Below are 25,323 nucleotides of genomic sequence, written 5' to 3' on the forward strand. Positions count from 1 at the left end.
GTGTGAATGGGTTGCGACCAAACATTCAATTCGAATGGTGAGTAGCGTCAACGCATCAGCCTTCGACGAAAAAGAGCAATCGAAAAGAAGAAGGGCAAAAATGTGTATATGCAAAGCGCGCCGATATGCAGGCCCATTTTGTCAATCGGACGGCCAAGCATCGCTGGACGAATGAGGTCGATTGCATGTGCGAGCGGTAATAAGGAGGCAGCATACTGAAAAGCGCCGGGCAATTGGTTGACCGGAAACATCGCGCCGCAAAGGAACAGCATGGGTGTAATAACAAGCGTATTATAAAATATGAAATATTCATAACTGGGCGCAAGCGCCGTGACGACCATCGCTAGACTCGCGAAGGCGAGGCCATTGAGAGCGATGACTGGCAGCAAGCAGAGGATGGATGGCCACGATGCGTAGCCGAGCGTGGTGGCAACAATAGTGATTGCTGTGCCCGCCATGAGGGCCTTCGTGGCTGCCCACGCCAATTCGCCGAGTAAGATATCGCCGAGCGTCAGCTGAGTGCATAGCATTCCTTCCCAGGTGCGCTGGTCGCCCATGCGGCCGAAACTCCCGTAGACCGTTTCAGCGGTCGCCGATGCCATCACGCTTGTGGCAACCATGCCAGCCGCGAGAAACGCAATGTACGAAGTGCCCTCAACAGGACCTATCATTGTTCCGATGCCAAAGCCGAGACCGAACAGATAGATCATCGGATCGGCGAGGTTGCCGAGAACCGATGCAAGCCCGATTTTCTTCCATCCAAGATAGTTGCGGCGCCAAACCGCGACCCAATTCCACGCATTGGCGGGCATGCCCGCCGCATAACGTTCGCCCATTGTTCAGTCCTCCATCTCGCGCCCGGTTAACCGCAAAAACACATCCTCGAGATTGGGGGGACGCTGCAGAAGGCGTAGACCCGTGCGCCCGCGTAGCTGCGCCAGCACCTGCTCCGGATCGGGTGCATAGCAAAAAAGCGTCTCACCGCTCACCTCGATGCGCTGTGCGTACGGCCGGATCAGCGCACCCAGTTCATGCGGATTGCCGCCGTAGACCTCCACCACGTCACAGCCGATCTGCTCGTCAATGAGTTCGGACGGGCGACCTTCGGCGATCTTGCGCCCCTCCTCCATAACGCACAGCCGATCGCACAGCCGCTCGGCCTCTTCCATGAAATGGGTAGTCAAAAGAATAGTCTTGCCCCGCGCCAGCAGCGACCGCAGCCGATCCCAGATCAGGTGGCGGGCCTGCGGATCGAGGCCGGTGGTCGGCTCGTCCATCACCAGCAAGTGCGGGTCATTGATGAGCGCACGCGCAAGCGTCAGGCGCCGCTTCATGCCGCCGGACAGTTCGGCGACGCGCGCATCCGCTTTGTTCTCGAGGCGGGCGAACTCAAGCAGCGATGGTATGACCGCATCGATCTGGCGTCTGCTCATCCGGAAGTAGCGCCCGAACACCAACAGGTTCTCGCGTACAGTGAACGCGGCATCAAGATTGTCGAACTGCGGGACCACGCCGATGCGCATACGTGCCAAACGCGCGCGCGCCGGCACTGGAGCGCCGAGCACAGTAATCTTCCCCGCATCAGGCGATGTCATGCCGAGGACCATACGCGCAATCGTGCTTTTGCCCGCGCCGTTCGGTCCCAAGAGCCCGAAGCATTCCCCCGCCGCAACGCGGAACGACAGCCTGTCGACAACGAGCTTGTCATAAGTTTTGCTTACGTCAGTAAGGTCGATCGCTATCATGGACATGGGTTCATTTTACCGAGAGGGACGACAAAACTGGCGGTTGCTTGGTTCCCTGCCGACCTGAAACTGTGACTCGTCTTCGTCATCCCCGCCGTCGATAACGAACTGATCGACATCACAAGGATCTAGCCGCTGCTCCGCTAAAGCGGCGACAATTGCGTCGAGATTATCGATGGATTGGTATCGCGGATCGTTGTGCCGCTTTTCCTGGTCATCGCAGAAGACGAGCCGTCCATCCTGGACCAGGGCGATCGCCCCATCATGGGTCAGCTTGGTACCACAGATGCGCATAGTGTCTCCACGTTAACGGCGATAGATTCGAGATTCATCAGGAAGCGGAAATCGGATTCCGGAAACGGACGAGCAAGCAGTCTTCGTTGACCGACTCGCCCCGACACTCAAGCCGCTCTACCTCGATCAACGTTTCGTTCAGCATGGCGATGACCGGCTCAGCACCAGCGGCGTGACCCCAGCGACGGCAATTAGCATCCCTTGCCGATCCGAAGATCAGATGCCCGCCTGGCGCAAGCACCCGCACCAGGTTTTTGACGGCCGCGCGCATCTCGGCTATGTCTCCGAGGTAGTAGAGGACCTCCGCCACAACGATCACGTCAAACAACTCGTCGGTCGAAAACTGTTGAACATCGCAGACTATCCAGTTGATGCGCGACGGCTCCTTTATCCGTTGACGTGCTCGAGCAATCGCTTGCGCCACGACATCGATGACGGTGAGCCCTTGGCAGTAGGGGGCTAGTTTTTCCGTGAATGCGCCGGCAGCGCACCCGACTTCGAGGGCATTTGTAATGGAGCCTTGGGCAAGCGCCAGCTGGAGCATTTGCGTGTGGCGCTTCCGCTCGAATGGATTGCCGTCGAGGCCCCACGGATCGTCGGCGGCCAATTCCCGATCAAGCAACTGATGATTCACGTTCTGGGTCAAACTCGTGCACCTCTCGTCCATTAGGTATTTGCGATCAATCGTCGCCGCAAATGTTGTCCGACAGGACTAATTCCGAAGAATCCCGCGCAAGACTGAGCCTGCGAAGCGGAGCCGAATGGGGCGAGAGTTCTGCCCTGCTGGAACCAGTGATCGGAGCTTGGGTGGGGGCCTGTTTTCCCCCAGTGTTCGATGTAGCGACAGCAGAGCTTCGCGACAGCCAATCGCTATTGCTCAAGGTACACAGCGCGTAGGCCTTCAACGGAAGCAAGAGAAAGACGTTGATGAACGTGTGCAGCGAAAAGCCAAGAAATCGAAATTGTCGAGCACGAAATGCTACCACGCTGCATCGGAGCATGGTCATGGACACAATCATCAGTCCTGTCCACCAAGGCACAGTGCCTGTCAGTGCGAAATGTGCGAGGCCCGTTAATACCGATAGGGCGAGGAGTAGCGCGCCGAGATTCTGTCCGACCACGTCCAACGTGAGATAGCTATTTAGGCTAGGCAGCAAGCGCAGCCCAAGCAGTGTGTCCCGGAATGTGCTTCGTGCCCAACGGAGTTGTTGGCGCAGATACGGTCCGAGTCTGTTCGGAACGACTGTGGCCGCGATGGCGCTCGGAACGTATTCGGTTCGAAAGCCTGCTTTCAGCATCAGGATAGTGAGATGGCGATCCTCACCGAAGTCGCTTGGCTTGCCCCGAAAAAATTGCGACTCGTACTGGTCCAGTAACAAAAGGAGCGCAGACCGGCGGTACATGGCACATGGGCCGCAACAGCACATAACGGCACCGAAGCGAGCCTGTGCCGCGCGCTCCTCGTTGCAAGCCAGCCAGTACTCCATGTCTATCAGCCTGGTCAGCCAGCTCTCGGTTCGGTTACTGGCCGTCAACTGACCCATGACTGCGCCGACCGCTGAATCTCGCATCTTCGGTACAAGCTTGGAAATGACGTCGGGCGCGAGTACCGTGTCTGAATCAACGTTAAGCACCAGATCCCCTGATGAGCGTCGTATCGCGGCGATCTGCGCCTTGCGCTTTCCAACATTCTCGGGAAGCAAAATGATGTCGAACCTGGGGTCGCGCGCGTAGTCTTCGTGGACAGTTCCTAAGGCTTCGCGATTTCCAGAACCGTCATCAACCAAATAGACCCGAAGTCTTCCGGCGTATTCTTGGTCTGCAATGGAAGCCAGGCACTCTGAAAGCGTGCGCGGATCCTCGTTGAAGCAGGGGACGATGACATCGACGCTGGGCAGTTTGTCGGAGCCGGCGAGAACCTCCAACGCCGACGAATCCTTTGTCGGCATAGCATAAAGCCCTTGCATGCTCTTATAGGCAGTCGAGAGCAGTGCATAAAGCGAAATGGCCACAGTGCTGGTTGTACCAAGAAGAGTCATGGGATCTCGTTGTTCAGTGATGTTGAGGAAGTGAGCGGATTACAAATCCGCGCTCACGCAGTGCTGGAATCAGCCGGGACAGCGCCGTGACCGTCTGGTCGCGCATGCCGGCGTGAGCGCCCTGGCTCAACTCGCCGGGAGGGCATCCGTCGTGCAAGAGTACAATTGCGCCCGGCCGGACGGAGGCGAGCACTTTATCGATAATCGCCTCGACTCCAGGGCGAGACCAATCTCGAGGGTCGACGGACCAATGAAGGGCCGCCAGCCCGGCGATCTGTGATGCTGTGCAGACTTCTTCGCTCCAGGCGCCGTAGGGCGCGCGAACAAAGCGGACCGAGGCCTGCGGGCACGCTCTCATGATCGCGTCGTTCGCTTCAAAGACCTCACGTTGCACTTCGCCGAAACCGCATTGGTACGGATCCGGATGAGACATCGTGTGGTTGCCTACCTCGTGCCCTTCTGCGATCATCCGTTGGATTAGATATGGGTGCTCTAAGGCGTAGGCGCCGATGACGAAGAAAGTCGCCGGCACCCGCTGCTCTGCCAGCACGTCGAGAATCTCCGGTGTGAAAAGTGGATTGGGACCGTCGTCAAACGTCAGATAAACGCTTCGACGGCCGGTGCCGTCAGAGCACTCACGGCGCACTTCGTACAAGCAATCGGACCGGCTCATAGCTCTGGTCCGTTCCGATCTATCATCGTGCCCGTGGGCCATTCGCTGATCGGCCGTCCAACTGGCAGAACAATTGTGAGTGCGTCATCGATGCGTGTGGGCGGCAGGTCGAGGCGGGCCTCTGGTCGGGTGGAGCGCACGCGAATTCCCGACAAAACGGCCATAGGGCTGTATCGCCGTCCGAACCTCTCAACATGATTCCGCATCGCGTCCCTGACCGTTCCGAAAGCGAATGGAACGCCAAGCTCCTGCAGTATTGGAAGCATGACATGGATTGAATGGGCGATTCCCAGACCCTCAAGGTCCGGACGTACCCCGTACAGGCCCAGTTCAGCCACCAACAGGTCGACCGCGTCGACCTTGATGAAACGGCGCAGTATGCCCATGTGAGCCGCTACACCGCTTGAATCATAGGCGATTACGCGGAGTTCAGGCCTGGCTCCGGCCCAGCTTCGACTACCTTCGAACGGTTCTGCGTTGGACGCCCCAGTCGGCCCGTACGTATCACGAAAGAACTCGGCGAGCTTAACGTGATCGGAGAGCTGCAACTCGTTTTCCCAGCACAACTTCCACTGCACCTGATGGCGCATTCAGGACCTCTCTTCATATTGGTTTTTGCGGCCGCATTACTCGACCAAAGCGGCGTTGGTGGCTGCACTCAGCCGTTGTCGTTGGCGAAGGTGAGCCAGACGCTCTCTCGAGTTCCGGCCCGTGTCGTCGATTTGAGCTTGACGTCGCTCACTTTCCGTTCCTCTAATGCATGGCTCGTAAATTCGTAAAATTGATTGTTTGAATGATACGCATCCACACGTTGGATAGAACATGACATGCGTTTTAAAGGGCTGGATCTAAATCTCCTCGTTGTGCTGGACGCTCTGATGAGGGAGCGTAAAGTCACTGCCGCGGCTCGCAGTATCAACCTGAGCCAGCCGGCCATGAGCGCCGCCGTTGCTCGGCTACGCGCCTATTTCAACGATGAGCTATTTACGATGAACGGCCGCGAGCTCATTTTGACACCGCGCGCCGACGGGCTCGCTCCAGCAGTCCGGGATGCATTGCTGCACATCCAGCTATCGATTATTTCCCCCGACGCCTTCAACCCGGCCCAATCGGATCGCCTCTTCCGAATCATGCTTTCCGATTACATCACGCTCGTATTTTTTAGGACGATAGTAGAGCGCGCTGCGCGGGAAGCTCCCGCCGTTCGCTTTGAATGTCTGCCTATTTGCGACGACCCCGAGGAGCTTCTCCGGCGCGGCGACGTTGATTTTCTGATCATGCCGGAAGTGTTCATGTCGAAACATCCTCGCGCAGCCCTGTTCGAAGATAAGCTCGTAGGCGTAGGCTGCGGCACGAACAAGCAGCTGTCGGAGCCACTTACATTCGAGCGATACTTGTGCATGGGACATGTTGTGCTCAAATTCAGGCACACCCGGCAGCCCACCATGGAGGAATGGTATTTGCTCGAGCACGGTTTCGAGAGACGTATCGAAGTTGTCGTACAGGGCTTTAGCCTGATCCCGCCCGTCCTGTCAGGCACCAACCGCATCGGGACCATGCCCTTACGGCTGGCGCAGCATTTCGCAAAAACAACACCCCTGCGGATTGTCCAACTTCCGCCGCCACTTCCTCCTCCTGCATTCACGGAAGCCGTCCAATGGCCTGAGCTTCACAATAGTGATCCGGCAAGCATGTGGATGCGGGAAATGATGTTGCAGGAGGCATCTCGCCTGGCGCCTTTGCCTGAAATCATTGAGCGTCTCGGGCACGCCGATCCGACCTTTCGTTTCTTGGTACCGACTGCCACCTCGAAATCGCGTGCGAAGTCCCGGAAGATGTTGAGCCCCACCTAATCACCGCCTGTAAGACAGGCTGATCAGCATGTTCGACAAGCGCCGGCGCGGCGCGTGTTACCTACGTTCTGGGGCTGATCTCAGGCGAGTTGCTCGTCGAGGATGTGTGGCAGAGTGATGCCAGCTGCCTTGATTGCCCGCTTTGGCCGTAGGTGGTGACGACGCGAGCATTCTTTTCGATGGCGGCTTCTGGAGGCGGACGCGATCGCGTAGGAGCGGTTGCCCTTCGGGCGTCGGGCCTTTGGCCCGGCAGAGCGGCGCAGTTCCTTGCTAAGTGCGAGGGGCCGGAACGAGCAGAACACACGCCCGGGCTGCTACTGAATTGACTGCCGCCTCGATTTGCGTGCGAAGTCCCAGAAGATGGTTAGCCCGGTTAAATTCCTACCTTGCCGGCTGTGCCGCGGCTTTTCACGTGCAGCCAGGCGAGGAGATGGCGGTCGACGAGGTCGACCCCAAATGGACTGTGCTGGCCTCGCTCGGCTCTTGCCGTGCGGGATCATTGACCACACCCCCTGCACGAGAACGTGGGGCATGTTGGCAAGTGAAGCCGGTGGAGGTTGACGCTGCGGATCTAGGCAATCTACCTCGCGCTTCCGCCTTCATATATTTTCCGGCAGATGGATGTCGAACGGCAGAAATGTCTGTCCGGGTGTTTCAGCGGTGCCGGTCTCGATAGCCCGTGTCATCAGCGTTATCAGCTCCTGGCAAAGCCGGCGCATTGGCGTGGCGACCGCCATCGTGACGATGTTATCTGCAAGCGCTGCCCGAGACTCAGGTGTGATTTCATTCACGATCGCGACGAGATCCCGACTTTTGCCCTCTTCTCGGAGCGCGGAGATGGCGCCCTCCATGCCGCCGCCGGCGACATAGAAGCCGACGAGCTCGGGCTCCCGCTGCATGAGATCAAGCGTTGCCTCGTAGGTGATCTGCCGTTTCTCGAGGTTCATGACCGGATCCAGCACCTCGAACGTGGGCGCGTTCTCACGGCAATAGGAGCGAAAGCCGACGTCACGGAGCTCGTGCCCCTGGAAACGATGGCTGCCGACAAACACCGCCACTTTGCCGGGCCGTTTTGCGACCTTGGACACCATCCAAGCGGCCGTGCGCCCCACCTTGCGGTTGTTGAGGCCGATATACCCCTGTCGCACGCCGGCGGCGAAGTCGGAAAGCAGCGAGAAAACCGGAATGCCCTTGGCCTTGAGGTCCTCAACCGCTGCTGTGATTTTCGGGTGGTCCGGTGCCACCATCGCGATTGCATGGCAGCGTGCGCCCAACTCCTTGAGCGGCGCGATCAGGTCGCTCGGCATATGTGACGGGGCGAATTCGACGAGCGGAATGCCGTGGAAGGACTGGGCCAAATTGACCGATGCTTCGACCTCGCGCGCAAAATCTTGGTAGAAATGCTGGGCCGGTTTTCTCAAGATGAAGCCCAGACGGTAGTGCGGTAGGTCTCGCCGCAACCGCTGCTTGATTAGCCCGGCAGCATGATAGCCGATCGCCTGGGCGGCGTCGTGGACCCGCCGCGCGGTCTCCTCGCGCACCGGATGGCGGGCGTTCAGAACCCGATCGATCGTTGCTACGCTGACTCGGGCTTCGCGGGCGAGATCGGCAATTGTGGGGCGCTTGGTCATAGGTCCTATTCTGATTGGTTTTTGACGCGGGCCGGCTCTCTGTCCGCCTAACGCGTTTCGGTTTCGGGTGGCAAAGTGAAGACGTCCCCATACGAATGGGCACAGCGTGTTGGACGAACATCATTGCAGACGTAAACCGGCCGGGTATACTGAAAGGCTCATTCGCTTAAAGGGCGGTGACGATTTGCACTCACACATTTAGCGCTTCTGATACATGGTCCGTGAGGAGCCGTTTAGAGGCTGCGGGTCGGTCGTTCAGTTATGTGACCAGCTAAGCGACTTCACAGGTCGTGGGCCGCCCACCTTACTTGCAGGAGGGTAGCCGGTTTGATGCCTCGGTAAGCTGATGACCGCTGAAGGCAGCTTTCATCTGTGCTCGGTCCAACTCTCCTTCCCAGCGTGCGACGACGAGGGATGCCACTGCGTTGCCGACGCAATTCGTCAGCGCCCGGCATTCGGACATGAATCGGTCGATGCCGAGTATCAGTGCCATCCCAGCAACGGGAACACTCGGAACTACCGCTAGCGTAGCCGCCAGGGTAATGAAGCCCGCACCTGTCACACCTGCAGCGCCCTTGGAGGAAAGCATTGCTACGAGCAGCAGCAGCACCTGATCGCCGATGGACAGATCCGTGTTCGTCGCCTGTGCGATGAAGAGAGCCGCTAGCGTCATGTAGATATTCGTGCCGTCCAGATTGAACGAATATCCGGCCGGGATGACGAGACCCACAACCGAACGCCTGGCGCCCGCCTTCTCCATTTTCTCCATCAGCGACGGGAGCGCCGCCTCCGAGGAGGACGTTGCGAGGACAAGCAGCAGCTCTTCCTTGATGTAACGAATGAGAGAACAAATCGAAAAGCCGTTGTAACGGCAGACTGCGCCGAGAACCCCGAACACGAAGAGGAAGGCGGTGAAATAGAACGTCGCGACCAGCATCGCGAGGTTGACTACCGAACCGATGCCATATCTGCCGATGGTGAAGGCCATCGCGCCAAAAGCGCCGATCGGCGCGGCCTTCATCAGAATTCCGACGAGCTTGAAGACAGGCACAATGAGCGCCTGGAGGAAGGAAACGACAGGCTTGCCCGTCTCTCCGGCCATCGCAAGCGCCATGCCGAACAGAACCGAGAAGAACAGCACCTGCAGGATGTCGCCTTCCGCGAAGGCACCGACGATCGTTGGCGGGATAATGTTCATCAGGAAGCCGGTGACCGACTGCGCTTTGGCTTTTGCGGCATAGGTATTCACGGCCTGGACATCGAGCGAGGCCGGATCGATGTTCAGGCCGTCGCCAGGCTGGACGACATTGGCGACGATGAGGCCGACGATCAGCGCGAGCGTTGAGAAGGTGAGGAAATAAACCATTGCCTTGCCGGCGACCCGGCCGACCTTATGAAGATCGTTCATGCCGGCAATGCCGGTCGCAATTGTCAGGAAGATGACAGGCGCGATGATCATCTTGACCAGCTTGATGAAGGCATCACCCAGCGGCTTCAGGCTCTCGCCGGTCTCCGGATAAAAATAGCCAATTGCGACGCCGAGCGCGATGGCGGCAAGCACCTGGGCGTAGAGCTTGGTGTACAAGGGTTTGCGGGGCGCGGGACTCGCGCCGCGGACTTGTGCAGCTGACACTGTTTCTCTCTCCCTGACCGGATCGAGGTGGCGTGACTTCTCCCGGGCTTCTCCCTATCGCGGCGCTCCGGTCGAACGCTGCACCAACGCCGCCGCAATACCCATGCCAGATGAATCCGATCACCTGAACTGATGTGGGCTCGCCAATGATGGAGGAATGCGGTGTCAGACCAGCGGGCAAGGCCGCGGTCCCAACGCCCTTGATGGTCTGTGGCAGAGTGCCGCCGGTCGATCCCTCTGGCTAGCGGTTTTGCTGCACAGAGCGTGGTGGGTTCCTCGTTGGCCGGCTTTGGACCGGGCCCCATCGTTGGCGCCAGCGCGTACCAATAGGTCGCCTGTTCAAGGCCGTCCAGATGACAGGCTAACTTACCCCTGTTCGGAAGCGCTCGTTTCTAGACAGCCTACGACCATGCAGCCACTGCAATCACAGAATAAATTCGGACGGCCTTTTGGACGACCCATTTTGCAAATCAACGCCCGCAGCAGGGGCAGCCGTTTTCAAGCGGTCGCATCGTAATCTGTTCAGACTTTTCGATACGCTCATTGAGTGCGCCGATTTCGGCCCCAGGCCGGTGATGGTGCTGACCACGACGATGCGATTCAGAAGTTGCGAGCACCGCCTAGGAAGTCGTACTCAACGCCAGCTTCGCGCCTTCACACCCGACATCGCCGCCGCCTGATCAACTCGAGAAAGATGGCGGTTGCCGCAACCGACCAGTGCCGTTGGCGGTTATTATCGCTCCCGACCCTCCTTCGCGGGCGCTGGTGAATGGCACGGCCCCGCATTTACACTCCGCGCGGTCAGCCGCTCGGGCAACGCATGGCCGGCCCAGGTATTTCTGCTTCATCGCAAAGATAGAACTGATGAATCCTATCATAGGCCGCGAGGTTTCCTTTCACAGATGAAAGAAAGCTCGATTGACTATGCCGCCTCGCTCCAGTCTTTTGAAAACAACGTGTGTTTGCCCGGGGCAAGCCAATAACATGGCCAAGCCTCGTGGAGGGAGTAGCCAAGCGATGCGTCAGGGCTAGACCCGCTTTGCACTCGACCACACGGCGGCGGCACGAGTTCACGTCGGAGCATTTTCGCGCGTGCCCACGATGTCGCGGCGCACATGCCGCCAGCCTAGATTTGATGGCGCGAGATCGAGGATCACATGCACCACAACATTAGCAAGTCAGAACAGAATGCCCGCGACTGCGGCATATCGCTGCCGAATGCGATAAAGGGTTGTCCAAAGTCCGACACGAATCCTGCGAGTGTGGCATTGCACGAGCGCGCGCTAACCGGCATCTTCGAAATATCGAAAGTACTCGCCGATGCCGCCCGGCTCGAACTCAAGTTGGCCAAGGTAGTCGATCTCCTGCACTCGTTTGTGCAGATGCGGCACGGCATCATCGCTCTCTGCGATGCCGAGGGCGGACTGGACATCACAGTGGCCAGCGGCTGCGGCACGAACGGCAATGAGCCCTCCCGCTCGCGCCTGCCGCGCAACGCCATCGACCAGATTGTGACGACCGACACGCCGCTTGTCGCCGACGACATAGTGATGCATCCGACCTTCACTGCCGCTGATATCGAGGTGCTTGGGGCCTCCGACACCGTGTCGTTCATCGGCGTTCCCATTCGTGTTGATGGGAACGCCATAGGCGCGCTGACTTTGGACCGGGTTTTGGAAAGTAGGTCAAGCTATCGGCTCGACGATGATGTCCGGTTGCTTACCATGATTGCCAACATGGTGGGACAGACAGTCAAGTTGCATCGCTTCTCCGCGGTCGACCGCGAGCGAACGCCGGAGCTGGAACATCGGCTGCAAACGAAATTTTCTGATGTTAAGCACCCTGCACCCCGGCGCAAAAAGGTCCACGTCGAGGGGATGATTGGTGACAGTCCGGCGATAAGCGCCCTGCTGGAGAAGATCGCGGTCGTAGCGAAGGCAAAAACCACAGTTCTGTTGCGAGGTGAGTCCGGTACCGGGAAGGAGCTGGCTGCCAAGGCAATTCACGAGTTGTCGCCGCGCGCCAAGCGGCCCTTCGTTAAACTCAATTGTGCAGCGCTCCCAGAGACAGTCCTGGAATCCGAATTGTTCGGTCATGAGAAGGGTGCCTTCACAAGCGCATTCAATTCCCGCAAGGGGCGTTTTGAGCTCGCTGACAAGGGGACGTTGTTTCTGGATGAGATCGGCGAGATCTCGGCCTCGTTCCAGGCAAAGCTACTGCGCGTGCTGCAGGAGCAGGAGTTTGAGCGCGTCGGCAGCAATCAGACCATCAAGGTCGATGTTCGCGTGATTGCCGCCACGAACAGGAACCTGGAAGAGGCGGTTGCAAGGAATGAGTTCCGCGCCGACCTATACTACCGCATCAACGTGGTTCCCTTGCTGGTACCAGCATTGCGCCAAAGGCGCAGCGATATTCCGCTCCTCGCAGCTGAGTTTCTCAAGAAGTTCAACGACGAGAACGGCTGTACGCTCACCTTCGATCCGCGTGCGATTGAAGTGCTGATGAAATGTGAGTTTCCCGGCAACATTCGCGAGCTTGAAAATTGCGTGCACCGGACAGCGATCCTGGCCGAGGGACTGTCAATCGGGAGAAACGACTTTGCCTGCTCCCAAGGCCAATGCTTTGCCGAGGCGCTGTGGAAGTGCAGATCGGGCAAGGCCGCGCTGCAACCACCGCCGATCATGCCGGAGTCAGCGAATTTGGCCACGCCCCCGGACGAGGCCGCCAGTTCGGCCGCGACTAACCCACTTGCCGGCGCAACCCACCCAATTGGCGCGAGGACGCCCGATATAGAGCGCGTCATTGCTGCCATGGAAAGATGTGGCTGGGTGCAGGCAAAGGCAGCGCGCTTGCTTGGGCTGACCCCGCGCCAGATTGGCTACGTGCTGAGGAAATACGGCGTCGAGATCAAGCGTCTTTGAAAGCATGACCCTGGGCATGAGCTGAGCAGCTTAGCGCCTTGGCGCCGCGCAGCGATGCAGATCCGCGTGCGCGTCAACTCGATTCGACCGAGGACAGGTGGCTGAATTCCCATGTCAGCCGGCGCTGCGACCATTGTGTGAAAGGCAACCCTGCCATCGTCCAATCCCGTCCGCCATGTTGCTCTCGTTGCGAGCTCATGCGGATGCCCCTGTGTGACTGAAACGGAGTTAAATATGTCCGACGCAAAACTGCAAACTGTGCTTTCGGCTCTTTCGCAAGTGACACGACAGTTGGATGCTCTGCCGTCCAACGGACCAGCGCCGAACGCAAATTTTATCAAGCTGAATACGAATGAGAACCCGTTTCCGTTGCCGCCAATCATAATGCAAAGTGCAGTGGCGGCCCTCAAGCGCCAGTATCTATATCCGGATGACGATAACTTCAGACTGAGGGAAGCAGCGTCCAGCGCCTATGGCGTTTCCAGGGATCAGGTCATCGCTGGCAACGGGTCGTCTGAACTGCTCGGACTGATCTACAGAGCTTTCCTCGCACCCGGCGACAAGGTTGCGATGATGTCGCCAGGGTTTTCGTTCAACCGCAAACTTGCCATGCTCCAGGGCGCTGAGTTCCTCGAAATCGGATGTCAAGCTCATTCCCTGCCAATGGAGCAATTGCTTTCTGGTCCGGCAAAAGACGCCAAGTTTATTATGTTGGCCAATCCAAACAATCCGACCGGAACATTCCTCCCGATAAGCGATATCGAACGCCTCGTAGCACAATCGGACCGCTTGATTGTCCTCGATGAGGCCTACGTCGACTTTGCACCCGATCACGGACTGCGCCTCATCAACCGGTATTCGAACCTTCTGATCTTGAGGTCATTCTCGAAAAGCTATGCCGCCGCCGGCATTCGCGTCGGTTTCGGTTTCGGTCACCCTGAAATTATTGGAAGGCTGCGAAACATCCAGAACGTCTTCAACATGAACGTGATCGGGCATGCCGTTGGTATCAGCGTGCTTGCGCATCGCGGCGCCTACGCAGACAACCACAAGCACATCAAGGATGAACGAGAGCGAGTGACAGTTGCACTATCGCAACTCGGATTTTCCGTAACACCCTCCCGCGCAAATTTCTTGCTGGCCCGTGTGCCCGCGGGACAGGACGGCTCATGGTGGCAAGCAGCATTGGAGAGGCAAAAGATACTTGTCGCGTTTTTTCCGGACAAAGGCTTGGAACACTGTATCCGCGTCAGCATCGGCACAAAAGAGCAGATGGATGAATTTCTTGCTGCCGCTGGCGACATTGCTGGAAGCTTAACGGTGCCAAGCTCCAGAGGCAGGGAAGCGTCAGGCTCTGCTTCTTCGTTACGCTGACGCTAATCGGCGATCACACACATCTCTTCCGACTTGCTGGTGATCCCAGCAAGAAAACAGCCTGCTTTTAAAATCGGGGACTTAAAGAGTGACAAACGTCTTTCCTTCAAACCTGGCTTTCGGCATCTTCGATCATTTGGATGAGGATGGCCGCGATATAGGCCGGCAGTACGAAGATCGCCTGATATTAGCAGAGGCGTGCGATCAGCTGGGGTTCTATGCCTATCATCTCGCAGAACACCACTGTACTCCCCATGGGAGAGGTCCATCGCCGAATCTGTTCTTATCGAGCGTCGCCCAGCGCACCCGGCGCTTGCGTCTCGGACCCTTGGTGATGCTGCTTGCGCTTTATCATCCGCTGCGTGCGTTCGAAGAGATCTGTATGCTGGACCAGTTGAGCGGTGGCAGGCTCGAACTGGGCATAGGGCGCGGTGCTCTCCCGACCGAATTGGGCTACTTCGGGATTGGTGCGGACGCGGTGCCGGGCCGTTATGCCGAAGCCAGCGAAATTCTTATGCAAATACTTGTGAATTCGAGGGAGGTCGGCACGCTATGCTATCAAGGCCGCCATTTTGATCTCAATGACGTTCCTTTGACGCTAAGACCTCATCAGCGTCCACATCCGCCCACATGGGTCGCTGCCAATCGACCCGAGTCCACAGCTTGGGCCGCTGCGAATGGAACAAATATCGCGTGTGTAGGACCTTCCTCTTCTGTTCGCAAAACTACTGATGCGTTCCGCGCCTATCGAGAGGACAACGCAGGCGGGGAGGATCAAGGGAGATTTGTCGGATTGCTCCGCATGGTCGTGATTGGGCGTTGTGACACACATGCCTATTCGCTCGCGGCACCTGCTTACGCACGCTGGCTCAAGAGCTTCCAATTCCTTTACGAGCTTAACGCTATCCCCACTCCACCAAACTTGCCGCTAACCTTCGATGCGGCAGTCGAGAGTGAATTGTGCGTGGTAGGATCAGCAGAGTCTGTGCGAAAAGCTCTGCTAGATCAGTTGGAAGAGGCAGGTGCCAACTACCTGCTTTGTCAAATGGCATTTGGAAATCTGCCGCTAGATGCTTCCCTTTACACCGCGAGGACCATTCAATCCGAAATCATGGCTCGACTTGGCTGACCATGTGCTCGAGCTTGCACGTGGTGGGGCGGGCAATCGGGAGGAGGCCAAACTGACGACGAGCAGGCGGCACAGAATACCAGCTTTGTGCGTTGGCTGGCGTCTGGGCCATCGTGTGAACATGCACGATCCTAAGGAGAGGGTAGCCGAGCGCGTCACGATGCCGGCACGCGTCTGCTCGTCGCGCTGGCGCTAGTCGTTGCCCATAGCCAGCCGCAGGAGGTTCTTCTCGCCCGGGGCGGCGTCGGTGCGGCGCCCACTAATCCAGCTTCATCAGCGGCCCGTCGGTGGCAAAGCCGTCACTCGCTACGGCGCTATTGAGGGCGCGCTCGCGAGCGGCTTTGCGACGCCCAGCCAACACCTCCAGCGAGCTCGCCCGATGATGGTGGTGCACCGCGGTCGGATACGATGCTGGAGGAAATCGTTCGCAGCCGGTCTTCAGGAATTGCGAGGAGTGCTCGTTCTTGAATGCTGGCTGCTGGCCGGATGCGGTGGCCTGAGTGGTCTGCCGACACGCCCGAAAGTCAACGCCACTACCACAAGGCCGCCAAGATGTCAGGTCTGAGAGCCAGCTTGGACGGTGGTATCGTGTTCGGGAAGGTCGTCGAAGGAGGCGTAGTTGAGATAGTAGAGTTTGGAATACAGGCCGCCCATGGCTATTAACTCATCGTGGTTGCCAGTCGCAATAACTTGGCCATTCTGAAGCACGATGATGCGGTCGGCCCCCCGGACCGTGGCGAGACGGTGGGCGATGACGAGGCCAGTCCGCCCTTCAAGCAGCTTGATCAGAGCCTTCTGAATCTGCAATTCCGTGTAGCTGTCGATATTGGCGGTAGCTTCGTCGAGCACGAGGATCTTGGCGTCAGCGACGAGGGCGCGGGCGAAACTGATAAGCTGGCGCTGGCCGAGAGATAAGTTGTCGCCGCGTTCGCCAAGTTGGGTCTCATACCCGTCGGCGAGGCTCATGACGAAGTCATGCGCGCCGACAGCCTTGGCCGCCTCGATCACCTTGTCGCGCGTGGCTTCCGTCTTCTGGTATCGAATGTTCTCGAAGACCGTCCCGGTGAACAGGAATGGCTCCTGCAGCACCATGGCGACCTGGCGGCCGAGCGATTCCTGGGTGAGGTCGCGTACATCATGTCCGCCGACCAGCACCTGACCCTGCTGAACATCATAGAAGCGGTGGACCAGGGCCATCGCACTCGATTTGCCAGAACCGCTCGGTCCGACTAGTGCGACCGTCTCGCCCGGATTGACCTTGAACGAGACATTTTTCAGAACCGAACGGTTCGGATCGTAGCCGAAGGTGACGTCCCTAAACTCGACCGAGCCGTCCATTTCGGGCGAAAGCACTTCGGCATTGGGTTTGTCCTTAACATCGATCTTGACGTCGAGCACATCGGTCAGGCGCTTGCCTGAGGCCATGGCGCGCTGCATGACCGAATATTGCAGGGTGAGTGAGCGGATCGGGTCAAAGAAGCGCTGGATGTAAAATAGGTAGGCTACCAACACGCCCACATCTATACGGCTATTCATGACCATCGAGCCGCCGACCACAATAACGGCGGCCAAGGCGAGGCCGGTGATGCCATCGACGATGGGCACCATGACCAGTGCATATCTGGCAGCGATCAGGTGGGTCCTGAGGTTGGCATGGGCCCGATCGTCAAAAAGACTGAAATTCACCTGCTGGCGGTCCATTGACTGTATGGTCCGCACGCCGTGAATGGCTTCGGCCAGCGCGCCATTGACGACGGAATTGGTTTCGTGTGCAGCCATGAAGGCGTCGCGGGCCCGCGGCAACCAGACAATGCGGACGATCACCAGGATTGGCAGAACCGATAGCGTCAGGAGGCCGAGGCGAAAGTCGAGCCACAGCATTACGAAAACGATGCCGAAGAGAAGCGCAACATCGCCTAGGGAATATACCGAGGTTTCCAGGAACTCCTGTATGGAGTTAACGTCGCCTTGCAGGCGCGACATCAGGCGTCCGACCTCAGTCTTGTCCATGAAAGAGAGCGAAACCTTTTGCAGATGGCCAAACATGGCGCGGCGGATGTCGAACAGGACAGTTTCGGCCATTTTCCCATCCAAGGCTTCCTGCATGTAGCCGGCGGCGAAATTGACCAAAATCGCCGAAAGGAACGCGCCGACGGCCGCAAGCTGGGCTGAGCGATCGGGCCTTGCCGGGTTCATGCCGAGGTCGATCGCGTAGCGGATGATCAAGGGGATGAGAAGCTGCGTCCCGGTGAAGATCAGCATCGCGACAATCGTGACAACTACCTTTGCCCGGTAGGGATGGACGAAGCCCCAGATGCGACGGAGGATGCTCTTGTCGAAAGCCCGGCCGAACATCTCCTCCTCGATCCGGTGCGAGCCGACGACCGCGCGCGGAGGGCGTCTCCCATCGTCACGTTCGGCTTCGAGTTCGCCGCGGCCCTGGTCCATCAGCGGGCGCCCCCATCCTGGCTAATAATGCTATCACCCGGGCGCGTCTGGAGATCGTAAAGGGCCCTGTAGCGTCCCCGCTTCGCCAGAAGCTCTTCATGCGTGCCGCGTTCTACGGTTTCGCCTTTATCGACAAAAAGGATTTGATCGGCATGCTTAAGCGCACTCAGCCGGTGCGCGATGATGATCGTCACCCGATCCTTTGCGAAGCGCCGCATCGCCGCGCGAATGCGCAGCTCGGTGCCGGCATCGATCGCGGCCATCGAGTCGTCGAAAATGATGACGGAGGGGCGCAGCATCATGGTGCGAGCAATCGTGAGACGCTGGCGCTGGCCGCCAGAGAGAGAAACGCCGCGTTCGCCCACGACCGTCTCATACCCTGCCGGGAGCCCGAGGATGTAGTCGTGGAGCTGGGCGAATTCTCCAGCGCGTTCAATTCGCTGTCTCTTCGCCCAGGGATCGCCATAAGCGATGTTGTTCTCGATCGTTGTTGTGAATAGGAACGCATCCTGCTGTACAACCGCGACCGCCTTGCGAAGGCTCTCGAGGGTGACATTGCGTATGTCCTGGCCGTCCAACGTGATGGCGCCACCGGTCACGTCGTAAAAGCGGGGGACCAGATGAGCCATCGTCGATTTGCCGGAACCCGGCGGACCGACGATAGCGATCGTCTCGCCTCTCCGGGCCTCAAAGCTGAGGTTCTTCAGAATGGCGCGGTTTTCGGCGTTGGGGTAGGCAAATGAGACATTGTGGAAGCGCAGAGTGCCGTCACTTATCTCAAGCGGTCTGGCCTCGAGAGCATCCCTGATGGTGATCTCCTGATCGAGGAGACCGAAAAGCCGCGAACCGCAGCTAGAAGCGCGGGCAAACGCATTGACCATGAGACCGATCTGGCGGACTGGCATTTGCAGCATGGTCATGAAGGTCAGGAAGGTCGCCATGGTTCCGACGCTGATCTCGCCAGCGACGAGCTTGTTGCCACCGATCCCAAGCACCAATCCCATTGCGAAAAAGTAGGACAAGGTCATCGCCGACGTGTTGGGTACGTAGATGTCAACGAGATCGTTGGCGAGGTCGAGCGCGTTCTTGGAAGCGCCGTCGAACTTCAGCATCTCATAGGATTGAGCCGCAAAAGCGCGGACCACACGGATACCTGCGAGATTTTCCTTCATCACGCGGCTTAGTACCGAAAGGCGCTCATAGAGGTCGAGCCAGGTGGCGCGCAGCCTAAGCTGTGTGGTCGATGAGCGCCAAGCGACAAAAGGCACGAAGCTGAGCGCGGCCAAGCCGAGCATCGGATCGGTCGAGATCATCATGTAAGCGCCAATCCCGATCAGCATCGTCAGCAGGAGCACCCGCATGAGCCCGGTGGAAAAATACATCCGCACGCCTTCGAGATCGAGCATTCCGGCGGTTATCAGATCGCCTGAATGGACCCGGTCGTGAAAGGAAAAGCTGAGACGCTGGATCTTGTCGTAGTAGGCGAGCCGCAATTCGTACGCGACATGATGCCCGACGGCTTCGGCAAAATAGTTCTGCGCCATCGTGAAAACGCCGCGTAGCGCGCTGACGGCGAGCAGCAGGAGAGCCGGGGCCCAGAGCGCTTGTCCTGCCGCAGCCCCCGCGACACCGCCCCCGATAGCTGTCTGGGTCTGGTCGACAGCCCGGCCGAGAAGCTGGGGAATGAGCAACTGGAGGATTGCCGCCATGATCGTCGAGCCCATAGCGAGGGCGACCTGCCACGGATGGCGCAGATTCATACGCGTGATGCGCAACAGCGTACTCAAATCCCGGCCCCAGCGCGCCGCTTCAACATGGGCCAACGAATTCAGTGCGTTCGTTGCGCCGCTGACAGCTTCACTGTTCACGGGTGTATTCCCGACTGCATTTTGCGCCTTCGAGGAAAGCCGAAGCAGACATCATCAAAGGCATCCGCCATTGTTAATCCCGTCCTCAACCTGCAGCCGTGCCCGTTCCCACAAGCCGAGCCGCCGCTTGACTTAGTGGCATGTCGATCACCGTGATTCCGCTTGCCGCAAGAAAACGCGCTTCGTTTCTGGTCAGGGTTTCCGCGTCCATTACGGTGCAATAGGGACCGCGGGAGCGCTTCATGATCTGTCTGGCGTAGGTGCGCAGCATCTGATCGTTGAAGCGGCAGCCAACGAAGAAAAATCCACGGGTGATGCGCCGTTCCTTCACAGCGTCTGGGATCGGTGTCTGGATATCAATTTCGGACAGGACTTCGACGTAGTCGGAATCTGCGACGAGAAAGTTTTGCGCGGGCGTAATACTCCCGTGAGGTGAATAGAGAACCGTCTTGGCCCCCAATCGGGGGTCGAGCTCCCTCCCGGACAAATCGTAGGTTTTCGTCCAAATGTTGCCGATTTCATTCGCGCGCGTGACGCCTTGTATCTCAAGGACGTCCGTTCGACCGGTCTCTACCAGAGCCGTGCGCATCGCGCTGTCATACCAGCTGTCGATGATGAGGGAGAGTGGCAGCCTTGCGAGCCAGGCGTGGAAGGGGGTCGGCCCCACCGGCGCTGCGAATATGTCGGTCATCCAAGCTTGAAGCGTCCGGCGATGCCGGCGCTGTTCGATGAACTGTGCAACCGACCACATATTGGTGCGGATCCTGGAAGGGGCTGGAGCCCGTGCATTGAGTGCCGCGGCAACAACCTCCGGGGTATGCGGCACAGGCGGTTCCACACAGTTCAACTCAAGAAGACCCGGACCGAGATAGGGGATCACCTCATCGGCGGCGAGCGCTTCCTTCGCCAGGTCAAGCAGCTTTTCAGCAAAACTGTCCCGCACAATGACGAGGTGGCCCGATGTCAGGATCGTGTTCATCTCGTTTCCTCGCGACGCACCTAGGGGCAGCATCAGCCCTCTTCGGAAATCTTCCTTGCCTCGACGGTGATCGGCAGACGCGTATCATGTGGGAGATCGGGTAGGAGGAGCCGCCACCCGTTCCTGAGCGTGACCGTTCCGCCCCACAACTCTTCCTTCTCGAGTTTGATGATCGGCTCTTCGAGGTCCTTTTTGGGGACATACGCTGACAAACCAGCATCGGTCCTGCGGATCATGACTTTCATCTGGCCGTCCCTTCATTGGTATTGCTTTCAGCACTGCAGGGCGCCTCGGCCTCGTCGAGGCTCATCAGTTCACGCGCTCGCATACCGACTACGGTGCCACGGTCGATCCACTCGACCGCATAGATGAAGAACTGCTGGAGAAAGGTGCCAATGTCGCGCACATATCCCTCGTCCCCCTTCCGCACGAGATTTTCGCCGATCTCCCTGCCAGGATAGGTGCCGTCATTCTTTATGTGGCGAGTGGCACGTACCCGCTCTCCCGGCATGAATCGTGGAGGCCTGCGGATTTCGATCTCCTCTTCGCGTCCGAGCGACATGTCCGTTCCCTGATTTCTCTTGCGGCTGAGATTGCGAACAAGGCGTTCCAGGCGTCCTGCGTAGGCAGCCCCCAACCATGTCGGCAGTCCAATGTCCGTTACGCAGGAACGCAGGTCTTCGGCACCGGACATACCGAGGCACATTGCTGCGCATCGAAGACCCCCTCGCATTCGGTGCACTTCTGTGACTCGATCACGTAGCTCTCGCCTTTGAACTTGATCGCGCCGGAAGGACATTCGAATTCGCAGGCGCCGCATTGGGTGCATTGGGATGCGATGATCTTGAAAGCCATTTTAACTCCTGGTCCGAATGAATGAGACAGCTCAGGCCGTCGCCGCGAGTGTGGGGGTCCCAGATGCGGCGATGTAAGTCGCGCTGATTGCTGTCTCGATATAGTCATGGGCACAGGCGTCGGTGGCTCTGATTCCAGCCTCCGCGAGCTGATCCTGCGGGCAATTTCCAATCTTGGCGCACAGCACGATATCTATGCCTTGAAGCGCTGCGATGACGCCATCGAGGGCGGCTTCTGCGCCCCAGCCGCCAAGGCAATACTTGTCCACCTTCCGATGCCCGACGAAGCTGATCCCTTTCAGCGAGGCTTGATAAACCTGGAATTCCTTCGCATGGCCGAAATGCTCATTGACGCGGCCGCCGCCCTTGGTGGCCACCGCGAAGAGAAGGGACTTGCCGGGGCTCGCTGCCTTGACCAATCCGATCGCTTCTCTCCTAGCCTCGACGTGATCACGGCGCTCCTCCGCGACCAGCTCCCGATAGGCCTTGCGTTTGCTGGCATCGTAGGTGACCTCGCCGGGAATCCGGTCGACTGTGAATTCCTGGCCACGATCTTCTCCGAGCAGGCCCACGGCATCTGCCCGGCACTGCCGGCAGTGGCGCATCAACTGGGCGCCGTTTTCGACACGATCCTGAAGAGCCTTCATCTCCATTGCGTTTGGGCCGCGCTGCCCGCTCAGACCGTAGTGCGTGCCGTGGGCCGGGTCCGAAATCAGCGGCATAAGGTTGTGCAGGAACGCGCCTCGCTCCTTAATCCATCTATTCACCTCGATCAGATGCTCATCATTCACGCCCGGGATCACCACCGAGTTGATTTTGGTGAGGATGCCCCGCGCGGTCAGCATCTCGAGGCCCAACATCTGCCGCTGGTGCAGGATCCGGGTGGCTTCAATGCCGACGTAGCGGCGATGATCGTGAAAGATCCAAGGATAGATCTTTGCACCGACCTCAGGGTCGACCATGTTGATCGTGATCGTCACGTGATCGACATTCATGTCAGCAAGCTCATCGACATGGTCGGGCAGCGCCAGCCCATTCGTGGATATGCAAAACTTGATGTCTGGAATTTCCCTGGCGACCCTGGCGAAGGTCGCCTTCGTCTTCTTCCAGTCGTAGCAGGCGTCGCCCGGTCCGGCGATGCCGAGCACGGAAAGCTGCGGCACCTCATTGGCGACCGCGATCACCTTGCGTAGCGCCTGATCGGGCGTCAGCTTTTCAGAGGCCACCCCAGGCCGGCTTTCGTTGGCGCAGTCATATTTGCGATTGCAGTAGTTGCACTGGATGTTGCAGCCCGGCGCGACCGCGACGTGCATACGCGCGAAATAGTGATGCGCCTCTTCTGAAAAGCAGGGGTGATCCTTGATCTTCTCCCAGACAGCCGGATCCGTGTCGTCGGGCTTTGTCGACGAGCCGCAGGACGAAGACGCGCAGCCACCGGGTTTCATGGTGCCAAGCAACTGGTCACCGAATGTCGTGCTGAGGCTCTCAAGCGAAATTGCCGGTGCAGACATGAACGGCTCCGTTGCTGCGTGATGTCGCAGTTCAAAGCGCAAGAGCTATGCCAGCTCAAAGAGCTGTTTCGGTTCACGAATAGGCTTCTCGTGTCAGATTCCTTCGGATTGCTCCGACACACCTTTGTCGGGCTTACGACAGTGGACAAGCAAATAGGGTCGCGAGGCTAGCAGCCTCGGGCGCGCAGAGTGTGAGCGAGACCACTCCGGGCTGCTTACGCTTGACGTCATCGCGACGTCTGGAATTTCTTCACCTTGATACCATGCCGGCCCAGGGCGTAGCCGATTTGCCATGGCGTGAGGCCGAGGATACGAGCCGCCCTGGAAGAACCCAACCGGCCTAGTCAATCGCGTCGATCAGCCGGTTGCGTGCCGTCAGATGCGGGCGACAAGCGGCATGGTTCGGACCCCGGCCGTAAGGCGGCCGTAAGGGGAGATACCTTGCTGCGGAGGCGCCGATGCGACTGGCCGGCAGCCGCAATCCGCTCGATCTGGTACAGCCTGTGGTATGAGGCGGCGAGTGCCTGATTGAGGTGCGTGGGTGTTGCCGGCAGTGGCGGCAATCTCCGGCTCTCCTTCAGCGTCCAGACGACGACTTCTCCATCACCCGTCTGCAGAAACGTGGGCAGGACGTTCACGGCAATTGCCCAGCGTATGGCGAGCGTATCTCCAGCTCGCTTGGCGCGGTCAGCACCTTCACATATCGTAGAGTCCCTGAGCGCGGTATCTGCTTAGGGCATGCGTGCGCCGGTCATCCGAATTTAAAGAGGATTCCGAAACCGCCGCGTGGATAGTTCCACTCGATCTCACCAGTCGTCCCGCACAAAATCCGGCAGGTGCCGCACTCCATGCAGCCGTCGGCAGTGATCTCCACTTGACCCTTGTCGTTCAACTCATAACATTTCGCCGGGCAGACGTGGGTCAGCGCGAGCAAATTCGCGCTCGGCTTCTGGTGCGGTCGCACTTTGATGTGCGGGCGGCCGGAATCCACCAAGTAGCGGTTCTGGTAAAGCTTGTCCTCGACACGTGACTTCGTCGCTGCGCTGGTCATTTCGTCTCCCCTCAGCGCCACGCCAATGCAAGGCGGACCGCGTCGCTGACCAGCCCCCAGCGCGAGCGCGCCTTGATGAAGGCCGCCGTGGTCGCCTTTTCCTTCTCGATCTTCGGCGTGCCGTCGACACGCATGAAGTTCTGCGCAGCTTGCGACATCAACCGCGGATAAGTCGTGAAATAATTGCATGAATTGGTGTGGAGCAAGGCCGGCATGTCTTTGTATTTCCTCAGGTCCTTGACCACGAAGGACTTGTCCAGCATGGCTTTGTAAAGGGCGAGATTCCGTTTGTTCATCGGACCGTTGCGGCTCTTGACCTCGACGATTGCCTCAGCCGCAATGCGGCCGGAGGTCATGGCGAGGTTCGAACCCTCGCGGTGAATGGCGTTGTTCAGTTGCGCGGCATCGCCGACCACGACCCAACCATCGCCAAAGAGCTGCGGAATAGCCTTGTAGCCGCCTTCGGGAATGAGGTGTGCGGAATATTCTTTCACTTCCGAGCCGGCGATCAGCGGCCGGATCGAAGGATGGCTCTTCAAGGCATCAAGGAGAACGTAGGGGCTCTCGACCATCGCGGCAAAATCGGAGACGAGGCAGCCAATGCCCAGTGAGATGGACTCCTTGTTGGTATAGAGGAAGCCGAGCCCGGCCATGCTGCGGGAGGTCGTGCCCACCGCCTCGATCACGCAGCCCTCATCGCCCTTTACGCCGAACCGCTGCTCAATGACCTCTTCGGGCAAGAAATGCATTTCCTTGACGGCGAGGGCCACGGTTTGCGGCTTTGGCATCTCGCGCAGGCCGGCTCGAGTGCCAAGCAGTCCGCAGACACCTTCTGCGAGAACGACCACGTCCGCGTAGATGGCTCCGCCCGCCCGGTCTGTGCGGACGCCGATCACCCTGTCATTGGCATCACGGATGAGTTCCGTCACGGTCGTCTCGCACAGAACGGTCGCGCCGGCCGCGCGCACCTTACGCGAAAACCATTTATCGAACTGGGCACGGATGATCGTGTACCGGTTGGGCTTCGCCTCATTGAAGTCGTCCGACCTATAGTGAATCCCTGTATGGGATGTGTCGTCCATCACCCAAAGCCGCTGTTCAACCAAATGCCGCTCGAGAGGCGCATCATCCCGGAAATCCGGGATGATCTTCTCCAGCATGTTCGCGTACATGATGGCACCCTGGACATTCTTGGAGCCCGGATATTCACCCCGCTCCAACTGCAGCACCTTCAGGCCATGGCTGGCCATGGTGTAAGCAGCTGCGTTTCCGGACATGCCTGCCCCAACAACAATGGCGTCGAAGTTTTCCTCGATCATG

21 protein-coding genes and 2 pseudogenes are annotated in these 25,323 nt (G+C 58.7%); 4 read left to right on the forward strand and 19 right to left on the reverse strand.

The window, feature by feature from the left end:
* Window positions 1-47: 47 nt before the first annotated feature.
* From NKK52_RS29780 to NKK52_RS29810, 7 genes and pseudogenes are all read right to left on the reverse strand, one after another.
* Window positions 48-836 (reverse strand): ABC transporter permease, encoded by a 789-nt coding sequence (locus NKK52_RS29780; protein ID WP_023685035.1) that lies wholly within the window; start codon window positions 834-836, stop codon window positions 48-50.
* 3 nt (window positions 837-839) lie between these two features.
* Entirely contained in the window at window positions 840-1,751 is a 912-nt protein-coding gene (nodI, locus tag NKK52_RS29785) for a nodulation factor ABC transporter ATP-binding protein NodI (RefSeq protein ID WP_023685034.1), read from the reverse strand.
* Window positions 1,752-1,805: 54 nt separating this feature from the next.
* Window positions 1,806-2,039 (reverse strand): annotated as a pseudogene (locus tag NKK52_RS29790) (carbamoyltransferase N-terminal domain-containing protein); the annotation flags it as partial.
* Between the two features lie 37 nt (window positions 2,040-2,076).
* Complete coding sequence (gene nodS, locus NKK52_RS29795) at window positions 2,077-2,706, reverse strand: nodulation methyltransferase NodS (RefSeq protein WP_023685032.1); 630 nt, start codon at window positions 2,704-2,706, stop codon at window positions 2,077-2,079.
* A gap of 13 nt (window positions 2,707-2,719) precedes the next feature.
* Window positions 2,720-4,078, reverse strand: coding sequence for a chitooligosaccharide synthase NodC (gene nodC, locus NKK52_RS29800; RefSeq protein WP_023687361.1), 1,359 nt, complete (start codon window positions 4,076-4,078; stop codon window positions 2,720-2,722).
* Between the two features lie 13 nt (window positions 4,079-4,091).
* Entirely contained in the window at window positions 4,092-4,751 is a 660-nt protein-coding gene (gene nodB / locus NKK52_RS29805) for a chitooligosaccharide deacetylase NodB (RefSeq protein ID WP_023685030.1), read from the reverse strand.
* Window positions 4,748-5,341, reverse strand: coding sequence for a NodA family N-acyltransferase (locus tag NKK52_RS29810; RefSeq protein WP_023685029.1), 594 nt, complete (start codon window positions 5,339-5,341; stop codon window positions 4,748-4,750). Before NKK52_RS29810 ends, nodB begins: the two co-directional genes overlap by 4 nt.
* Window positions 5,342-5,578: 237 nt before the next feature.
* Here NKK52_RS29810 and NKK52_RS29815 point away from each other — a divergent pair, with 237 nt between their 5' ends.
* Window positions 5,579-6,604, forward strand: coding sequence for a LysR family transcriptional regulator (locus tag NKK52_RS29815; protein ID WP_023685028.1), 1,026 nt, complete (start codon window positions 5,579-5,581; stop codon window positions 6,602-6,604).
* Window positions 6,605-6,684: 80 nt separating this feature from the next.
* Here the strand turns inward: NKK52_RS29815 and NKK52_RS32290 are convergent.
* The 3 genes and pseudogenes from NKK52_RS32290 to NKK52_RS29825 form a co-directional block, all read right to left on the reverse strand.
* Window positions 6,685-6,912: pseudogene (locus NKK52_RS32290) on the reverse strand (IS1634 family transposase); the annotation flags it as partial.
* Window positions 6,913-7,203: 291 nt separating this feature from the next.
* Entirely contained in the window at window positions 7,204-8,235 is a 1,032-nt protein-coding gene (locus NKK52_RS29820; protein WP_023672231.1) for a LacI family DNA-binding transcriptional regulator, read from the reverse strand.
* Between the two features lie 304 nt (window positions 8,236-8,539).
* Entirely contained in the window at window positions 8,540-9,868 is a 1,329-nt protein-coding gene (locus NKK52_RS29825) for a dicarboxylate/amino acid:cation symporter (protein ID WP_023727109.1), read from the reverse strand.
* Between the two features lie 1,157 nt (window positions 9,869-11,025).
* Between NKK52_RS29825 and nifA the strand changes: the two genes are divergently transcribed.
* From nifA to NKK52_RS29840, 3 genes are all read left to right on the forward strand, one after another.
* The gene (gene nifA / locus NKK52_RS29830; protein WP_023685026.1) at window positions 11,026-12,789 is read left to right on the forward strand and encodes a nif-specific transcriptional activator NifA; all 1,764 of its coding nucleotides are present in this window, start codon (window positions 11,026-11,028) and stop codon (window positions 12,787-12,789) included.
* A 234-nt stretch (window positions 12,790-13,023) separates the two neighbouring features.
* A complete protein-coding gene (gene hisC / locus NKK52_RS29835) occupies window positions 13,024-14,163 on the forward strand; it encodes a histidinol-phosphate transaminase (protein ID WP_031204294.1) in 1,140 nt (379 codons plus the stop codon).
* Between the two features lie 88 nt (window positions 14,164-14,251).
* Window positions 14,252-15,292, forward strand: a complete 1,041-nt coding sequence (locus tag NKK52_RS29840) for an LLM class flavin-dependent oxidoreductase (protein WP_081726232.1) — start codon at window positions 14,252-14,254, stop codon at window positions 15,290-15,292.
* A gap of 555 nt (window positions 15,293-15,847) precedes the next feature.
* Here NKK52_RS29840 and NKK52_RS29845 read toward each other — a convergent pair.
* From NKK52_RS29845 to NKK52_RS29890, 9 genes are all read right to left on the reverse strand, one after another.
* Window positions 15,848-17,740, reverse strand: coding sequence for an ABC transporter ATP-binding protein (locus NKK52_RS29845; RefSeq protein WP_023685024.1), 1,893 nt, complete (start codon window positions 17,738-17,740; stop codon window positions 15,848-15,850).
* A complete protein-coding gene (locus NKK52_RS29850; protein ID WP_023685023.1) occupies window positions 17,740-19,608 on the reverse strand; it encodes an ABC transporter ATP-binding protein in 1,869 nt (622 codons plus the stop codon). The genes NKK52_RS29845 and NKK52_RS29850 overlap by 1 nt, the downstream gene beginning before the upstream one ends.
* Window positions 19,609-19,693: 85 nt before the next feature.
* Window positions 19,694-20,587: an SIR2 family NAD-dependent protein deacylase gene (locus tag NKK52_RS29855; protein ID WP_023706365.1), complete on the reverse strand. Its 894-nt coding sequence runs from the start codon at window positions 20,585-20,587 to the stop codon at window positions 19,694-19,696.
* Between the two features lie 32 nt (window positions 20,588-20,619).
* Complete coding sequence (nifT, locus tag NKK52_RS29860) at window positions 20,620-20,832, reverse strand: putative nitrogen fixation protein NifT (RefSeq protein ID WP_023672220.1); 213 nt, start codon at window positions 20,830-20,832, stop codon at window positions 20,620-20,622.
* Complete coding sequence (locus NKK52_RS29865) at window positions 20,829-21,149, reverse strand: nitrogen fixation protein NifZ (RefSeq protein ID WP_023672219.1); 321 nt, start codon at window positions 21,147-21,149, stop codon at window positions 20,829-20,831. The genes nifT and NKK52_RS29865 overlap by 4 nt, the downstream gene beginning before the upstream one ends.
* A 98-nt stretch (window positions 21,150-21,247) precedes the next feature.
* Window positions 21,248-21,442: a 4Fe-4S dicluster domain-containing protein gene (locus NKK52_RS29870; protein ID WP_023672218.1), complete on the reverse strand. Its 195-nt coding sequence runs from the start codon at window positions 21,440-21,442 to the stop codon at window positions 21,248-21,250.
* Between the two features lie 31 nt (window positions 21,443-21,473).
* A complete protein-coding gene (nifB, locus tag NKK52_RS29875) occupies window positions 21,474-22,952 on the reverse strand; it encodes a nitrogenase cofactor biosynthesis protein NifB (RefSeq protein WP_023694287.1) in 1,479 nt (492 codons plus the stop codon).
* Between the two features lie 751 nt (window positions 22,953-23,703).
* Entirely contained in the window at window positions 23,704-24,003 is a 300-nt protein-coding gene (locus tag NKK52_RS29885) for a ferredoxin family protein (RefSeq protein ID WP_023806340.1), read from the reverse strand.
* Window positions 24,004-24,014: 11 nt separating this feature from the next.
* On the reverse strand, window positions 24,015-25,322 hold the full coding sequence (locus NKK52_RS29890; RefSeq protein ID WP_023712672.1) for an FAD-binding protein: 1,308 nt from the start codon (window positions 25,320-25,322) through the stop codon (window positions 24,015-24,017).
* Window position 25,323: the final 1 nt, after the last annotated feature.

Origin of the sequence: Mesorhizobium sp. C277A, assembly GCF_040324395.1 — a bacterium.
GTDB lineage: Bacteria > Pseudomonadota > Alphaproteobacteria > Rhizobiales > Rhizobiaceae > Mesorhizobium.

Coding starts and splice junctions, on each gene's coding strand:
- NKK52_RS29820 (WP_023672231.1), bottom strand. CDS start 8,235: ATGACCAAGCGCCCCACAATTGCCGATCTCGCCCGCGAAGCCCGAGTC.
- nodI (WP_023685034.1), bottom strand. CDS start 1,751: ATGTCCATGATAGCGATCGACCTTACTGACGTAAGCAAAACTTATGAC.
- NKK52_RS29865 (WP_023672219.1), bottom strand. CDS start 21,149: ATGTCGCTCGGACGCGAAGAGGAGATCGAAATCCGCAGGCCTCCACGA.
- nodC (WP_023687361.1), bottom strand. CDS start 4,078: ATGACTCTTCTTGGTACAACCAGCACTGTGGCCATTTCGCTTTATGCA.
- nifA (WP_023685026.1), top strand. CDS start 11,026: ATGCACCACAACATTAGCAAGTCAGAACAGAATGCCCGCGACTGCGGC.
- nodS (WP_023685032.1), bottom strand. CDS start 2,706: ATGGACGAGAGGTGCACGAGTTTGACCCAGAACGTGAATCATCAGTTG.
- nifT (WP_023672220.1), bottom strand. CDS start 20,832: ATGAAAGTCATGATCCGCAGGACCGATGCTGGTTTGTCAGCGTATGTC.
- NKK52_RS29845 (WP_023685024.1), bottom strand. CDS start 17,740: ATGGACCAGGGCCGCGGCGAACTCGAAGCCGAACGTGACGATGGGAGA.
- NKK52_RS29810 (WP_023685029.1), bottom strand. CDS start 5,341: ATGCGCCATCAGGTGCAGTGGAAGTTGTGCTGGGAAAACGAGTTGCAG.
- NKK52_RS29855 (WP_023706365.1), bottom strand. CDS start 20,587: ATGAACACGATCCTGACATCGGGCCACCTCGTCATTGTGCGGGACAGT.
- NKK52_RS29890 (WP_023712672.1), bottom strand. CDS start 25,322: ATGATCGAGGAAAACTTCGACGCCATTGTTGTTGGGGCAGGCATGTCC.
- NKK52_RS29780 (WP_023685035.1), bottom strand. CDS start 836: ATGGGCGAACGTTATGCGGCGGGCATGCCCGCCAATGCGTGGAATTGG.
- NKK52_RS29885 (WP_023806340.1), bottom strand. CDS start 24,003: ATGACCAGCGCAGCGACGAAGTCACGTGTCGAGGACAAGCTTTACCAG.
- NKK52_RS29815 (WP_023685028.1), top strand. CDS start 5,579: ATGCGTTTTAAAGGGCTGGATCTAAATCTCCTCGTTGTGCTGGACGCT.
- nifB (WP_023694287.1), bottom strand. CDS start 22,952: ATGTCTGCACCGGCAATTTCGCTTGAGAGCCTCAGCACGACATTCGGT.
- hisC (WP_031204294.1), top strand. CDS start 13,024: ATGTCCGACGCAAAACTGCAAACTGTGCTTTCGGCTCTTTCGCAAGTG.
- nodB (WP_023685030.1), bottom strand. CDS start 4,751: ATGAGCCGGTCCGATTGCTTGTACGAAGTGCGCCGTGAGTGCTCTGAC.
- NKK52_RS29870 (WP_023672218.1), bottom strand. CDS start 21,442: ATGGCTTTCAAGATCATCGCATCCCAATGCACCCAATGCGGCGCCTGC.